This window comes from Ligilactobacillus sp. LYQ139 (genome assembly GCF_045033025.1).
GTDB lineage: Bacteria > Bacillota > Bacilli > Lactobacillales > Lactobacillaceae > Ligilactobacillus.
Window position 1 is genome coordinate 1 of record NZ_JBJFZW010000012.1, and the last position, 14,737, is coordinate 14,737.

Here is a 14,737-nt window from a genome sequence, read left to right on the forward strand (position 1 = left end):
CGATTCATCCGGCAACACCGGCAGGTGTTACCCCGCAGCACCACCAGCAGCAGGGTAACCAGTTACCGGATACGGGTGACAGTCAGCACAATGACTGGTGGGCTATCGGAGGTACCTTATTAGCAGGTGCTGCGCTCTTAGCGCTTAAGAAGAAGTGTGAAGCATAAGTGCGGTTAACTAAATAAACAACGAATTCCATTATTCAAGAGATTGAGTAGTGGAATTTTTGTTTGCTTTTTTATATTTCGTAATTTGTATATGCGCTACAATGAAGAAAATAAGATGAAAGAGTGAATTTAAAATGAAAAATCAAGATCACCAATTAATGAATTCATTTATCGTATTGTTGAATAAAGTGATACCATCCACAACACTTAAAATAAGTTGGGTCTATATATTATTAATATCTTGTTTGCAAGCATTCCAAGATGTATTTGTAAATAATGAAGCATACTTTATATATGATGCGTTAAATGTGGGAATTTGGACATTTCTATTTGTTTATCAAGTGGTAAAATCTGATGAACAAATTAGTGAGGCTATTAAGAAAGAGAAGAAGCATATAATCTGGTTTCTAATTATTGCTATATTATTGTTAGTAGTTGGTTTCTTAGCGACAATTAGGCTTACCTACCTAATTAAGTATTTGTTTATACCATTTCGTTTTGTACCCCGCGCATTTTGGCTTCAGAAATTATGGCCATTTCCTTATCGTTCGTCTGCTCTCTGGAAAATAATTTTAATGGCTCAGGTGCTTTTCTCTGATATTCTAGGAGGAATTGCAATTTTAAGCATTTTGTTTCTGCTGTATGTTTGGTGGACGACTCGGGAATAATGATGTAATAAACTATAATAACTATCTGAAGCGACCAAACTTATTGGATAGTTATTTTTTATGTTTAGCGTTTAACAGTATAAATTAGGATACTATATAAGTATTTTGTAAAAAAGGTGAGTAAAATATGGAAGAGCACAATAGTTCAGCAGTGCACTGGTGGCGTTTATTACTGGAATTAATATTCTTAGCTCTTTGGATATTATGTTTAATTTCAAAAAGTATAGAGAATATGATTGGATGGTTAGGGATGCAAGTCATACTTAATTTATTGTATCAAGATTATCTAATGCGCGATTATAGGAAAAATGACGGTTCTCGGATGGTTTGGATATATAGGGTATTGTTTACAGTGATACTGTTGACATTTTGGTGTTGTATTGATTGTTTATACGTTAATAATTCTGTTTATGGGATTATAGGAGCAAATTTTCTAACTTTATCCATGCTTCTTTCATTAATATTTTGGGCTATTAACATAATAATTATTGCGACTGATGCCTCTGAAAAAGGGATTAAGATAGCTTCAATATTTTTAATTATATGTAGTATCCTTGCTTGCGTGGCTGAAGTAATGAAAAAGCTAAGTGGAAACGTAATCTTGGCCGTATTGGTTATCATTTTTCTAATGAAACTAATTAAATTTAGTATTGATCCTAAAAATCTAAGATCCTGGAATAGGTTAAAAAAAACGAAAGATATTAGAAAAGAGAATTACAATTTATATAAATTCAGGAAACAGATCTGTAATTTAATAGACTTTATGATATTTCCGACGACGATATTTCGTTTTATGTGTGAATACATACATTTTGGCTTTTTCAAGTGGGGATATTTCCCATGTATTAGTGGGAAAGAATTTTATTTCACAAATATTTTTATAAGTATCCTTAATGATGCGCTAAATGTTGCACTATCAATTATTATAATAATGCTTATAGGATCAGGTGTACGGCTTTTTATGTTTATTGTAAACTGGCTATATAAGCTGATTTATAGCTGGTTAGTTGATTAGTCTTTGCTATATACTATGGGCATTGTTTAGTGGCAATAGCTTGAATCTTTTCTTTAAACCCACTTAAAGTGGTAAACGGAGCAAAGATTGTAGCGCATCGTAAGGAATATTTAGTGGAATAACGGGTGAAGTTAATTAATTTCTTCTGTACCACATTATTGTTGTTAAAAGCATAATGTTTATGTGTTATCGTATTCTATTCCAAAAAATAAGATCACCAGAGTAAAATTGTTATGATAAAAGGCACTAGAATATAAATCTAGTGCCTTTTAACGAATGTTACTTTGTGAAACTGTTCTAAAACTTGATTAGAATAATGAACCTAAGGGTGATACTCTACTCGTAGAGTCACGGTATGCATTTCCTTTGTACGTGACTTTCTTCATTAACATTTTAGGTGGCGCTATTGAATAGTATCCTTAGCACAGTGCTATTCGACAGCGCCATCTAGTATATCATGAGATATGCGGTTAAAGTGTTACATTTGTGTGTTTTTTGAAAAAATGTAATTTTTAATGCTAGTATACATACTTATTGGGCAGCCACTCATGATTTTTATTTATTTTAATTACCGTGCTGTTTTAACACGCATTGAATTTTTTCCTCAAATCCATTTAGCGCTGCGTATGGTAAAAAGATTGCTGCCCGTTTTTCTTTAGGCATTCGGGGGTAGCGAAGGTGGGATTGATAGTCAGCGTTAATTAGTGTGGCTTGGTTGTATATCATGCGTGGTGTCCTCCAATCTGTTGATTGCGTTCTTGCGTGCGGGCGTGGGGTGCTAAGTCCTCAGCTGTAAGTAAAGCATTTTTCCCGAAACGATTATGAATATCGAGGGTAGTTCGCTGCAACTGTTCTTCCTTGCGGTAGCGGTGTGGCGTTGTTCGTTCAAACAAACTAGTTTGTAGGTATTTAAATTCCTGGGTAAAGTGGTCGTGAACATCAATGGCTGCAAGGCCAATCTTCCGAATTAAACAATGCGAGTTAACTTGGTCGCAATAAGCGGATCGCAAGGCTCGTTGAATAACCGTCGTTAAGTTAGTCCGTTGTGGGAGGTTAACCGTTGTGTGTAACCGAGGTTCGGGCGTTTTTTTATCGTAACGAACACTGAGGGTGATTTGCTTAGTTCCTTGACGGTGTTTGGTTAAACGTAAGGCAAGTTCCGCGCTCATTTCGTTAATAATCGTTAACCCTTCGGCAAACGTATATGGTCGGGGTAATACCTGACCGACCGAGAGACTTTGATGTTCGGGACGGTAATTTTTAATATCCTGAATGGTTAAAGGTTCCATGCCCCAAGCATGGTCGATTAATAATTCTGCCTTAATGCCAAACGTCCGGTAGAGGAGGTCAGCGTTATATTTCTGGTCGAGTGTTCCCACAGAACAGGCGGCGACTTCGCCCATGGTATGCAGTCCTAACTGATTAAGCCGATGCGCGTAGCCATGCCCGATTTGCCAGAAGTCCGTTAGGGGTTGGTGCTCCCATAACCTTTCCCGGTACTGGTCAACGGTTAGGGTGGCCACCTTCATTCCATTTTCGGTGGGTGTGATGTGCTTGGCAATTATATCCATGGCAATTTTGGCCAAATAGAGGTTCGGGCCAATTCCTACCGTGGCAGTAATTCCCGTAGCTTTAAAAATAGCATTAATCATCCGTTCTGCTAGTTCCTGCGCAGTACACTGATATAACTGCAGGTATCCTGTTACGTCCATGAAGGCTTCGTCAATGGAGTAGACGTGAATGTCTTCGGGAGCGATAAACTGCAAGTAGATGCCGTAAATTTGGGCACTCACATCTTCGTAGAGATTCATCCGGGGTGGCGCCACAATAAAGTCTAACCCCATGGCCGGATTGTGCTGGATCTCTGGTTGGTAGATGGAGTAGTACTTAATCTGCTTTCCTAGGATCCGTTGTTTACGCTGATTATTAAAGGCATGGACAGCGCGTTTAACTTCACCCAAACGAGGACGTCCAGGAATCCCAAAACTTTTAAGCGCTGGGGAGACAGCTAGGCATATGGTCTTATCCGTCCGTGATTCATCCGCTACAACTAAATTAGTTACAAGGGGATCATATCCCCGGGTCCGGCACTCGACACTGGCATAAAATGACTTTAGGTCGATTGCAATGTATGTCCGCTTCATATCATTCTCACCTTCCCAATTTACGAACGGATGTTCGCAGTACATAATCATATCAGGTTTGCGAGAGAATGCAAAGCTCCCCTTAGAAAACCTAAGAGTAGGAGAGAGAACGCTTATAAAACAGGAAAACAAGCACTCCAGTGAAATCAATGGAGTGCTTGTTTTAACTATTATCTACTCTTTTCTTCGATAAGATCTATTAGTTTTTCATTAGATCGCAGGATATGAACGACAGTACCTGAAGGATAATAAATAGAGTAAAGGTAGTGTGCATGAGAACCCTCTTGTTTGTTTTTCTCATAGTAGTTTGAATTATTAATTCTAGTTATTTCTATTGATATAAAAGCACTAAGGACAACAGAAAAAGCGCTGCTGAATTCAGGCCAGAAAAATTTTACTATAGATTTTGGGAATAAATAATAAATGAGTACTTTAACAAACGATAAACATGCCAATGTGAAAAAAAGGGCAGTCATTACAGCAAGTAAAGTTTGTAGCCCTTTTGCTTTATTACGGTATCCTAAATAGGTTAATACCATGGCTAGAAAGGCACCTATGATGTAAAAACTCCAAGAGATAATGCCGTAGATAGAAAAGGAGTAATAGTCTACAAGGGAGGTAAGGAATAGGGAGATAAAAACAAAAGAATAAGTGCATATCATGTGATCATACATGAATTTATGGAGGTTATTCCAAGTTTTGTTTAGAGTTAATATTATTCTTCTCATACTTTAAATACCTTTCTTCGTTTGAATGCATTGAACTTGTTTATACTAAAAAAATATAAAAACTTCTTGAACTAGCAAACTCATTCGTTATTATCAAAGTTCGTCATTTGTAGTTTAGCAAATTATTTGTCGTGAAGGGTTGATTATGATACTTAATTGACGAATACAGCATTACAAAAGTGATGGCTTAATATATCAAGTTGCATTATATAATTAATTATATAATCACATATATAATGCTGTTAATAACCCGGATGTTAGTTATCAGCCGCATGGTTTCTTTCTAGGAAGATAAAGAATCATTTTCAATAGGAGTTCTCTTGCAGTTTGATAAGTTATTTATCATAAAGAAGCGTTACAAGATGAATATTGCTGAGTTTGGTACTCGTTACCGGCATAAAACGATTTCGGGCCAAGTGTATTGTATGTTCTTTGGAGTTCTAAAGAGAAAGGTATGAAGGCATTATGAAAGGGAGAAATAGTTACTCCTTAGAAAACTTAGGAGTAGGGCTAAGCGACTGTAAAACTGGAGTGAATCTACTCCTTAGAAGTCTAAGGAGTGAGTGTTTGCGATGGTCCTGTGACTGTGTTATTCTTAACGTAAGAGGTAAGATGTAGTAAGTAAAGGGAGACAATACAAATGAAAATGATGACAGCGAAAGTGTCACAAAAGGGACAAGTTGTAATTCCGGCTGCAATTCGTAAAGCGCAGAATATTACGACGGGAACCAAGCTTTCATTTACGGTAACCAATGATGGCATTACGATAAAAAAGGTTCCTTCAAGTTTAAACTGGGATGAGTTGATTAAAAGTATTCCAAATGAAAAGGTTGAGTTTGATCGAGAAGGGCATTACGATGCGGCTAAGGCACCGTATTTTGATGAATGGATGAAAGAAAATGAGTAGTCCAATGGAAATCTACTTGGCGGAAGTTCCTTACGAGGATCGTAATCAAGTAAAGTATCGCCCAGCATTAGTTGTTTCGGTGGGGCGGGATGACGTAACGGTTTTTAAAATTACGTCAAAGTATCAGTCAAAATCTGAGCGAATAAAGCGGTATTACTATCCAATTCAAGAGTGGCAACAAGCGGGGTTAAGGCGCCAATCTTATGTTGATACTCATCGAACATATACGTTACCACAAAGAATTGTGTTTAAGAAATCACCGTTAGGAAAATTGACCACGAATGATACGATTAATTTATTCGAGTTCATTAAAAATAGGTAGGTACCGTAAAGATGGTATTAAACCTCTTAAACTAGCAAGCCGGGCTGTTAACAGCCCGGCTTATTTTAGTTTTGGGCTTGTTTAATTTAATTTGTAAATTTCTTTTGTCGTGATGCTTTTGCTTAATCGGCATTACATCATATGATTATATAATATTGTATATAATTAATTACATAACGGTATATATAACTAGCCATAATATATCCTTCCAGTAATCGCATATTAACAATGCTGATTATCGAGCAACGCCTTTTTGCTAATGGCTACAAAGATAATTTCATTACAACAGTTATGGATGATTGATTGTTAATGACGTTGTGCGAATTTGAAATAATTATTATATTTAATTAAAGAAATAATTAATTTTTTGTTTTTAATCAGATAATACCTTGGTATAATTTAATTGTTTAGTCGTTATATTATGCTAAACAAATATTTAAAAAGGAAGTTTGTTTGTTATGGGGAAAAGTAAAACGCTATTAGTTTCATCGTTGGTTTGCGGTGCAGTGCTGGTAGCGGGAATTGTCGGCGTTAAGGCTGATCAAGTGTCAAATCACCAAATTACTCGTTCGATAGCACTTAGTGATGGTTCTGGAATTAATAATCCTACTACGACTCCAACTGATGGCAATCAGCCAGGTAATCCTAATGCTGGTAATCCTAGCTCATCAACTAGCAATGATCCACGTGCTCATATGGATCAGAATAAGCCATTAACCGGGCCAACGGCATCTAATGGCCAATCAAACACCTGGAATGGAGATCCTAATCAACCATGTACTAAACCGTTACAGATTGGGCCTAATGCTTATGAAGTTGGGGTGATGGATCCAGCCGCTTTTAATGCAATGTCATGGTTAGAATACTTCTTAGCGCAGAAGGATCCTAAAGCTAAGATCCTCAAAGTGGGGATTACCCGGACACCATATGGAGCTATTAAGGTTTTCAAGATTCAGACGGGGAATGGCCAGATTATCAAATTTAAATTAAAGATTGATACTGTCGAGAATGCGCCCCATATCGTGCCATTTCATCCAGAAAATCCGCAAGCTAATGTGAGCGATAGCGAAGTTAAAGCTACTGAACAAGCATATGAAAACAAGAAACATCCCCATGTTCAAGCGGATCAGATGCACCCGGTTGCGGTGCTAGATGTAGCAGTTTCGGGTAACTTTGATTGCGTTGAAGCGGACAATATTATTCAAACAACGGCAAACAACCGGGCAATTCACGTTGATATGGCTAACGTTTTCCCGGTAGACCCACAACAGAATCTGCACTACTTCTATGTCGAAACACCAGAAGGCAAAGAGTATTTACTAGCATTCCGGGTTCAGATTAATCATCAAATTCCCAAGAATCAGTTTACTTGTCAATTAGAAAGTGGACAATTGCCGTGGCCAACTCAGGGTATTGAGTCGGCATATAATAGTTCGGAGACGACCCCGGGAAGCAATAATCCGGGAGATAGTGATCCATATGGTAACTCAGGGAATGACAATCCATATGATGATCCTTATGACAATTCGGGAAATAATAATCCAAGCGATAATCCAACGGATGATCCTTACGGGAATCCAGGGAATGATAATCCAAGTAGCTCAACGAGCAGTAATGGGGGCAATGCCAATACTTCAAGTAACCCGGACTACAACAATGACTGGGATTAGCGTTGTAATTAGCTAGTTTTGAAAACATCCTAATGAAATTAAACCCTTGTCTAGTTGCTACTAGGCAGGGATTTGTTTTTAGGGGAGCATCCGGTTAGTTATTAACCAACCGGGATAATAAATTCATAGATCAGAGGTAAAGTTAATTGGAAATTAAGCAGCACTATAAAATGTATAAAGCCGGTAAACATTGGTTAGTTGCAGGAATCGTCACCGTTGCAGCGATTACACTGGGAACAACGGCAGCTTTCGCAGACACGACAACCCAAGGAAACACAACGACAACATCAACAAAGGTTACCAATAGTGCAGATAACCCGATTGGGAGTGTTCAGAATGCGAACGGTAAAGGGCAAGCCGTAAAAACTACTCAGCCCCAAGCACAGCCGGTGGTTCAGTCAACGGGAAATTCAGTCAATAAACAACAACCTCAGGTTCAACAAACTTCCTGGCAAGATAATCAACGAGGAATTAATTTAACCGGCCCGATTACCCTGAAACATGATGCGGAGATTCCAGGACAACAATACGGTAACATTGCCGTAAATGCGAACGGACAACAATTAACAGTAACTTCACGGTGGCAACCAGGACCGTATGTTTTTAAAAAGGGACGGGATACAGTAAATATCTATGACCATACGGGTAATTTAATTGGTTCCACACAAATCTTAAATCCGTGGGGGCGCCAAATTTTGCCGAAGCAGTCAACGCAGGTAAATACTACTAAGGCACGCACGTTTAACATCCAGCCTGGTGACCGGATTGTCATTAATCAAATGAATAATGGCACGCTCTCAGTGCCTGATGAGCGGAGCGTTCAGTGGGATGAGACTACTAATGATCTGACTGGTAATACGTTTGAGGTTGAAGCCGATGGAACATTGCGCGAATTAAATGCGGATGATAGTACCGTAATAATTAAGGATCAACAGGGACACGTTGTGGGTCAACTTAATGTTGAGGTAGGTGCTAAACAACTTGTTTATCAACCAATAACGGGAACAATTGGGCAAGGAGTCACCATTACGGTGGTCAATCATGATGGCGTTCAGGTAATTAAGCAGGCAGATACACAGCCGTTTACGACCGCCTTCCAGTATGGGGATCACATTGTTTTTGATAATCCGCAAAACGCTGCTTTAAGTTTAACTAATGATGTTACCGGCAAGGACGCTGGGATTACATTTGGTGCACATTCTAACCTTGTGATTGAACGAGCCGGCATTGAGAACGCCTTTGTGCCAACAGCAACGGATCATCAGGGATACTTGGCTGAACTTCAGCGGCGGTTAGGAACGGATAACCTGGCTAAGTTGACGCAACAGGATCCAGCATTTATGCAGTGGTTGGAGAGTGATGATGCGGCCCTGAATGCTTACTTAACGGGCGGATATGCTGCTAATAAGCCGGAAAATAAAATGTCTGCCTATCACTTCGATAATCAGTTAAACCAGAATGACGAGTATCAGGCCTTGTTGATTTGGGCACAAATTTGGGCAAGGGATAGCGCTTCTCATCAAGGAACTGATTTGAAAATTGCGGTGGCCGTTTCCCTTGAATTTACTCATGGTGTAATTGCATGGCTACAGCAAACAGCGATTGATCCGGTTGCACGGTATGAATTGTATGCGAATGCCTATCAACAGGGAATTTTAATGCCGGACTTTTCCGAGTACGGGGTGCGCGAAATGCGTGATATTGTTAATGCACGGATAACTAATGATGACTTAACGTGGTTGCAAAACGAGATTCGTACCAAATATCCATATCTGGATAACCGGGAGAATATTCGGAAGGGATATAGTCTCATTAAGTATACGGAACATGATATATACGGGAGTGTGTTCCATAAAGGCTTTTATGGTCCAAACCCGGATATTTCGAAGGTAATGGAATACGGTGGTGTTTGTGGCGCGATTTCTAACTTCAGCGCAATCTTAGCCCAAGCATTTGGGGTGCCAGCATACGCTGTTGGCCAACCGGGACACTGTTGTTATGTTTATGAAAATGCACAACATACGTGGACGTTAGGTTACGCAATTCGTTCGTGGGATCAAACAAATGGCCATAATACTTTCATCCCGTTAATGAAGGCGGCTAATGCCGTTGATCAGGACCAAAATAAGATGAGTATGGCATTTGCTAAGGTATTTGATGCAGAAGCGATTGCTTCAACTGATCCACAAACAGCTGATCAGATAATTAACCAGGCGATTACTCTTGAACCGCTTAACATTCAAGCTTGGAAAGTAAAAATTCAGTTAGCTAATCAGTTAGGAACTACGACTGGACTAGCTGATCAGATTAACCAGACGTTTATTTCTTATCCAAGCATTACGGCGAGTTTAACGGCTTTGATTAACACAAATGCCACTACAGGAACTGTAACTACTGGAACTTCCTCATTGACGGGAATTCAAGATCAGTCTACTATCATAACAAATCACCAAAATGGGGAACAGACAATATCATCCTCCGGGACACCAACTACTCGCGATATAACGCCTACAGAAGTGACAACGAATAATATTGCAGTGCAACTATGATTCAGAAATAAGAAGTGGCTTTAAAATTATAATCAACTGGGGAAGTAGAATTGTAGAAAGAAAAGGTGAGTTTATAATGGCATGGTTTTCATTAATAATGGCTTTATTGTTGACTTATATAGGTCGTGCCGTTGATTTTTATTGGGACTTACGGAGCCATAAATTTGATGTGAATTTTTTGATAGGAATTCGATTTTTGTGTTGGACAACTGGTTCTTTTGGGAAAGAATTTTTCTTTGCTATTAGAGAGGGTAATTTTCGGTTTGCTGCGAATATATTACGTGTCTTCGTTTTTCGCTATGGGGTAGTTCGTGCTTCTGTAGTCGGCTTTTTAAAGGGAGCACGTAAGATGTTTGAAAATGGTGATGTGAACTTATTACAGGATATTCCTGAGCAGTTTCTCAATAATCCAAAGAAGAATCCATCGTCACAATTAGTTATAGAGTGGTTACGTAATGCTGTGAATCAATTATTTGAATCTAAAGTGCGAGAACAACTGTTTTCGTTCAATTAAAATGAATTTTGGCTAAATTTATCTTTTTGTTGAATCTTGTTGATAAAGAAAGCGCGCCGCCTATTTTTAGGTGGCGTTTTTTGTACTTTTGTATTCTCAATAATATAATCGAATTAAATTAACGCTTTTTCTATAATAATAGTCTAACGACACGAAACTTAATCAAGGAGGTTAAGTAGTGTGAGTGCTTTGGTTGGCTCCAGTTAGCAAATCAGTTGGGGACTAATGTGTAAGGGGATGGTGTTTATGAATATTAAAAAAACTGTAAGTTCTCCTAAGCTAAGTTGTGGCTTTTTATCGAGATTTGATTCGTTCAATGAACATAGGGAATCAGTCATTTACTTTGAAAAGGATCATTATGATGATTTTATGGATAGAATTCATGGTAATATTCCTAAGAATCGTCAAGAAGAATTGGCAAAAATAAGGTCAAATTGGGATAAGAGATTAGCAAATATTGGGGTTGAGAATAATCACTAGATTTGCATAATCTGGTATACGTCAATGTTAATTAGGAAGAATGTAGCTTTTATATTTAAAAAGGGTTATAAAAAACCGCCACAATCAATATGTATCGTGGCGGTAAGCAAGCTTATTCTGGGTTAGGACAGAAATGCAATCGCATTTGGGTTCAAGTTGATTGCATGGAGAAAGCCTAAAAGCTTGCTGTACACTTAGTATAACATGTTCATCTAATGTGGGAAGGCGCAACTAACACCTTTAATTCCTCGGGATGATGCTGAGCACTAAACTAATCACTTTGATTTGCATGGCGATATTGCTTAGGATATGGTGTTGAGGGAGTTCGCCAGCCCTCTTTTTTTGTATAGATAATATTGTTCCATACAGTTCCTCTCAAACGGCAGTACGGGCACCGATAACCTCGTAGAAACATGTGTGGTGTTGTTAGATAAATTGTTCCGCAAATGTTATGGCGTACTTGAATCTTAGTATATTCATTTTTATATTTGGTGAGAACGGTGTATTCATCCCCAACCAGTTCGTTAATTTCTTGCCGAAATAAGGCATCTGGTTTTGCCCTAAGCTTTCTCTGATGTTCTAAATTACATCGTGGGCAGCCTTCTCCACTTAATAGGTTGTTGGGTAAGATTTTCCAAATATAGCCACATTGATTACACTGTATTTTGATTTTAGTCCGATGATTAATGTACGGCTCAAGGATCGTATAGCGATTATGTGTTTTCTCTTTAACACGGTTAATAAATTGTGCGTTAGTTAAAGTATTAGCTTGAATTCGTTGTTTACGTGCGCAAACGGGACACCGACTACCACGGAGGAAAGCATCAGGACGAACGCGCCAAACATGGCCACATTGATTATGCCGGAACTTTAATTTGTGTTTGACTCCACAGTAAGGCTCTAATACAGAGTATTCATCGCCAACTAAGTGTTGAACCTCTTGTTTGAATCTAGTGGCTGTTTTTCGTGCCATGGTGTCTCCTCAAGTCCTATTAAGCGTAATAATAACTATTCATCCTTATTCTACCAAAATAAATGTTAGGCGTATTGGAGTGATTTTCTGTAAATCACTAGGAAAATTGTTTTGTACTAATTGGGACAGCATGTGCCTCCGTTGAACGAGAACTACTAAGAACCTTCACTGTTGGTTGTTGCCACGAGTAATTGGGATTAACTTGAATGAAGGCGGGAACGGTAAACATGTATTCTACTAAGGATTCCAAGTAGTAATTAACTGCTTTGCTATCAAGCACGGCATTAACGGTTTGAACGCGTTGCGGATAAATAACAATTACTGGATGTTTTTGTTGATGTTGCTCAGCCATCTTGAAAGTAATCATCGTGTCAAGTAGGTGTTCTTGTCCAAGGATCATCCGCATTACTGGCCCTCGTCGTGTGGTATTAGGTTGGATGAATTGGGCGGGGTAAGTATACAGCTGGTAGCGTCTGGTGGGATGATTAGCCCCGATTGCTAATTTAAGCTGCTGGTTAAAGTGTTTTCCCCAGTTAGTGATTGTAGCGTGACACATTGATCGTAATGGTTGTGCCAATAAGAGGTCACGAAAATCCACCCAACTATCCTTTAACGGTGATAAAAAAATGCGAAGATTCTTTGTATGTTCATAAGCAAGGAAAATGGGGGTTTGTTGGTCATGCATTTGTTGAACAATCGAGGCACGCATTAGCGCGGTAATTTTAGTTATTGGCGGACGGTACTTGGTGATACCCGTATTGCGAACACTACCATCATTAAAAATCATCAGTAAGTTAACCTGCTCTGTCGGATGAGTTTGTGCATACTCAATATAGTTGGCAAACTTATCTACTAGAACGTAATTGGTTTCTGTTCGATTATCGAGTTCCACGTATATGCGTAGATGGTCCTGTGAGCGTGAAAGTAAAGCATCAGGACGGAAATCTGCTTGTAAGTTATCCTGAAAAGAACGATTAATCTGAGAATTAAATGTTCGAAGGTCAAGCCCGTGTAGCCACTTAGGAATGTAATTGGTTACTTTTAGACTTTCCTCTAGGGGAGCAGTGAGAAACGCTACCTCCTTTTGCAAAATAGCGTCCTTAGTACCCGTGGGAGTTAATAAGGCATGTTGGTAGGCAATCATGCCAAAACCTGTGAAGAAGTCGTGGGACTTCTGCGGAGTGGAATGAATATCTTGATAGGTCATAAAAAGGCCATTAATAACTGCTTCATTTAATAACAGGTTATGAATGTTACGGCTCCGCAAACCAATCATCTGTGGAGTTAGTAACGCTTGATCAATGAGCCATTGTTGCATCCATGTGGTTAGGGTATACATATTATGATGTGCTTTAGTTTTGCTAGTTAGAAGACCTTTCCGGGGTGCAGACCATCGGGCGAGAGTAGAGGAAGAAAAGCCCTTATCATTAAGCGTTAGGATTTGATAAAGACGGTCAATTTGCTGAGCTGTTAAGAACCCAAAGATGGCGGTTAATTGTAATAATTGAAGTTGAGTCCTAGATAAGACAAAGGTACTCTGCGTGTGTGGACGAGTACAGGTAATCCGCTGTTGTTTTTTTGTCATGATATATCACCAGACTAATTAATTTTTGAGGGGGTAAAAGTAGTCTGTTTCGCACTGTTAGAGAATACCGTTATTAGGCTTTTTCAGAATCAGCTGCGAACGCAAGAGTGGTGAGACTTTAGCACCCCTAAAATCATATGGTTAAAAGTTCTACCCATAAACTTCTACTTGTCGCTCCTTCTTTTTAATTATAAAAAATCTAGTATGTACTGTAAATTCAATATAATAAGAAATATGTAATCGGACGTTCTAGGGCTCAAAAGTATATTTCTTTTTAACAATAATATTGTGTTTGAAGCGAGTCTAAGGAGTTAAGAAGGTAATTGATATATAAACAGCGTGGCGGAAGTTCTTTTGTATGATATAGGTTGCGATGATTCTATTGAATAGTCGATGTTAATGGCTTAGTTGTAGAATTTTAGGAAGTGATAGGTTCTCCGTGGAAACTATAAAGTGTTATTTCTAATTAAATGAGAACCTCCGAGGGACTCTTGGAAGTAAAACGAATATATCCCGTTATTGAAATTGAAGCAGTAAATGGACACTCCACGGAATTCAAGAGAGGAACTAAGGCGTCTGTTTTTTGATCAAATTAACTCCATGGAATTCGTGGGAGTGTTAGAATAACCTAGGAACTTATAAGAGTGTCACTATGAAGGAAGTTGATATGTTTGGATAAAAGAACTATTGCTAGTAGTGTCGTTGGCTTACTGGCTCCCTTGCTAGTTAATCCAGTAATTAGTTTAGCAGCTCAAACGCCAAGTACTTTAAGTAGTAGTGTAGTAAATGGTAGTACGCTAAATAGTAGTACAGTTAGTCATTCGGCTCTATCACCAAAACAAGATAATTTTGTTTTAAGCAGCACACCACAACAACAGGCGACTTATGTTGGTGAAGGCGGGGAAGAACCCGGGAATGCAAAACTTGTTAATGCTGAAACTGGAAGTTCTACGCCCGCTTGGGGCTTTGATAAGGATGTTGTTAATGAATTCGATCCAGTGTCAGTTAACAATAA

General features: G+C 38.7%; 15 protein-coding genes. 10 read left to right on the forward strand and 5 right to left on the reverse strand.

From position 1 onward, the window contains the following. The first annotated feature begins 2 nt into the window (after window positions 1–2). The 3 genes from ACI3E1_RS07650 to ACI3E1_RS07660 all read left to right on the forward strand — a co-directional run bounded on the left by ACI3E1_RS07650 (window position 3) and on the right by ACI3E1_RS07660 (window position 1,850). Window positions 3–167, forward strand: a complete 165-nt coding sequence (locus ACI3E1_RS07650) for an LPXTG cell wall anchor domain-containing protein (RefSeq protein ID WP_405025081.1) — start codon at window positions 3–5, stop codon at window positions 165–167. A 134-nt stretch (window positions 168–301) separates the two neighbouring features. Next, entirely contained in the window at window positions 302–835 is a 534-nt protein-coding gene (locus ACI3E1_RS07655; protein WP_405025067.1) for a hypothetical protein, read from the forward strand. A 127-nt stretch (window positions 836–962) separates the two neighbouring features. Beyond that, on the forward strand, window positions 963–1,850 hold the full coding sequence (locus tag ACI3E1_RS07660) for a hypothetical protein (protein WP_405025068.1): 888 nt from the start codon (window positions 963–965) through the stop codon (window positions 1,848–1,850). Between the two features lie 564 nt (window positions 1,851–2,414). Here ACI3E1_RS07660 and ACI3E1_RS07665 read toward each other — a convergent pair. The 3 genes from ACI3E1_RS07665 to ACI3E1_RS07675 form a co-directional block, all read right to left on the reverse strand. Then, entirely contained in the window at window positions 2,415–2,576 is a 162-nt protein-coding gene (locus ACI3E1_RS07665; RefSeq protein WP_405025069.1) for a hypothetical protein, read from the reverse strand. Beyond that, on the reverse strand, window positions 2,573–3,994 hold the full coding sequence (locus tag ACI3E1_RS07670; RefSeq protein WP_405025070.1) for a hypothetical protein: 1,422 nt from the start codon (window positions 3,992–3,994) through the stop codon (window positions 2,573–2,575). The genes ACI3E1_RS07665 and ACI3E1_RS07670 overlap by 4 nt, the downstream gene beginning before the upstream one ends. A 170-nt stretch (window positions 3,995–4,164) precedes the next feature. Further along, the gene (locus tag ACI3E1_RS07675) at window positions 4,165–4,533 is read right to left on the reverse strand and encodes a hypothetical protein (RefSeq protein ID WP_405025071.1); all 369 of its coding nucleotides are present in this window, start codon (window positions 4,531–4,533) and stop codon (window positions 4,165–4,167) included. A gap of 829 nt (window positions 4,534–5,362) precedes the next feature. Here ACI3E1_RS07675 and ACI3E1_RS07680 point away from each other — a divergent pair. From ACI3E1_RS07680 to ACI3E1_RS07705, 6 genes are all read left to right on the forward strand, one after another. After that, window positions 5,363–5,629: an AbrB/MazE/SpoVT family DNA-binding domain-containing protein gene (locus ACI3E1_RS07680; RefSeq protein ID WP_405025072.1), complete on the forward strand. Its 267-nt coding sequence runs from the start codon at window positions 5,363–5,365 to the stop codon at window positions 5,627–5,629. Continuing rightward, a complete protein-coding gene (locus ACI3E1_RS07685; protein ID WP_405025073.1) occupies window positions 5,622–5,951 on the forward strand; it encodes a type II toxin-antitoxin system PemK/MazF family toxin in 330 nt (109 codons plus the stop codon). The genes ACI3E1_RS07680 and ACI3E1_RS07685 overlap by 8 nt, the downstream gene beginning before the upstream one ends. A gap of 458 nt (window positions 5,952–6,409) precedes the next feature. Beyond that, complete coding sequence (locus tag ACI3E1_RS07690; protein WP_405025074.1) at window positions 6,410–7,621, forward strand: hypothetical protein; 1,212 nt, start codon at window positions 6,410–6,412, stop codon at window positions 7,619–7,621. A 146-nt stretch (window positions 7,622–7,767) separates the two neighbouring features. After that, window positions 7,768–10,170, forward strand: coding sequence for a KxYKxGKxW signal peptide domain-containing protein (locus ACI3E1_RS07695; RefSeq protein WP_405025075.1), 2,403 nt, complete (start codon window positions 7,768–7,770; stop codon window positions 10,168–10,170). A 76-nt stretch (window positions 10,171–10,246) separates the two neighbouring features. Then, window positions 10,247–10,684, forward strand: coding sequence for a hypothetical protein (locus ACI3E1_RS07700; RefSeq protein WP_405025076.1), 438 nt, complete (start codon window positions 10,247–10,249; stop codon window positions 10,682–10,684). Window positions 10,685–10,930: 246 nt separating this feature from the next. Next, window positions 10,931–11,164, forward strand: a complete 234-nt coding sequence (locus ACI3E1_RS07705; RefSeq protein ID WP_405025077.1) for a hypothetical protein — start codon at window positions 10,931–10,933, stop codon at window positions 11,162–11,164. 271 nt (window positions 11,165–11,435) lie between these two features. Here ACI3E1_RS07705 and ACI3E1_RS07710 read toward each other — a convergent pair whose 3' ends face one another. Next, the gene (locus tag ACI3E1_RS07710; RefSeq protein ID WP_405025078.1) at window positions 11,436–12,137 is read right to left on the reverse strand and encodes a hypothetical protein; all 702 of its coding nucleotides are present in this window, start codon (window positions 12,135–12,137) and stop codon (window positions 11,436–11,438) included. Between the two features lie 97 nt (window positions 12,138–12,234). Further along, the gene (locus tag ACI3E1_RS07715; protein WP_405025079.1) at window positions 12,235–13,722 is read right to left on the reverse strand and encodes a replication-relaxation family protein; all 1,488 of its coding nucleotides are present in this window, start codon (window positions 13,720–13,722) and stop codon (window positions 12,235–12,237) included. A 671-nt stretch (window positions 13,723–14,393) separates the two neighbouring features. Between ACI3E1_RS07715 and ACI3E1_RS07720 the strand changes: the two genes are divergently transcribed. After that, window positions 14,394–14,737: hypothetical protein (locus tag ACI3E1_RS07720; RefSeq protein ID WP_405025080.1), on the forward strand; the 344-nt coding region annotated here is incomplete at its 3' end.

What these genes read in the sequence shown, in the direction of transcription:
- ACI3E1_RS07655 (WP_405025067.1), top strand. Translation starts at nt 302, where the DNA reads ATGAAAAATCAAGATCACCAATTAATGAATTCATTTATCGTATTGTTG.
- ACI3E1_RS07660 (WP_405025068.1), top strand. Translation starts at nt 963, where the DNA reads ATGGAAGAGCACAATAGTTCAGCAGTGCACTGGTGGCGTTTATTACTG.
- ACI3E1_RS07665 (WP_405025069.1), bottom strand. Translation starts at nt 2,576, where the DNA reads ATGATATACAACCAAGCCACACTAATTAACGCTGACTATCAATCCCAC.
- ACI3E1_RS07670 (WP_405025070.1), bottom strand. Translation starts at nt 3,994, where the DNA reads ATGAAGCGGACATACATTGCAATCGACCTAAAGTCATTTTATGCCAGT.
- ACI3E1_RS07675 (WP_405025071.1), bottom strand. Translation starts at nt 4,533, where the DNA reads ATGGTATTAACCTATTTAGGATACCGTAATAAAGCAAAAGGGCTACAA.
- ACI3E1_RS07680 (WP_405025072.1), top strand. Translation starts at nt 5,363, where the DNA reads ATGAAAATGATGACAGCGAAAGTGTCACAAAAGGGACAAGTTGTAATT.
- ACI3E1_RS07685 (WP_405025073.1), top strand. Translation starts at nt 5,622, where the DNA reads ATGAGTAGTCCAATGGAAATCTACTTGGCGGAAGTTCCTTACGAGGAT.
- ACI3E1_RS07690 (WP_405025074.1), top strand. Translation starts at nt 6,410, where the DNA reads ATGGGGAAAAGTAAAACGCTATTAGTTTCATCGTTGGTTTGCGGTGCA.
- ACI3E1_RS07700 (WP_405025076.1), top strand. Translation starts at nt 10,247, where the DNA reads ATGGCATGGTTTTCATTAATAATGGCTTTATTGTTGACTTATATAGGT.
- ACI3E1_RS07705 (WP_405025077.1), top strand. Translation starts at nt 10,931, where the DNA reads ATGAATATTAAAAAAACTGTAAGTTCTCCTAAGCTAAGTTGTGGCTTT.
- ACI3E1_RS07710 (WP_405025078.1), bottom strand. Translation starts at nt 12,137, where the DNA reads ATGGCACGAAAAACAGCCACTAGATTCAAACAAGAGGTTCAACACTTA.
- ACI3E1_RS07715 (WP_405025079.1), bottom strand. Translation starts at nt 13,722, where the DNA reads ATGACAAAAAAACAACAGCGGATTACCTGTACTCGTCCACACACGCAG.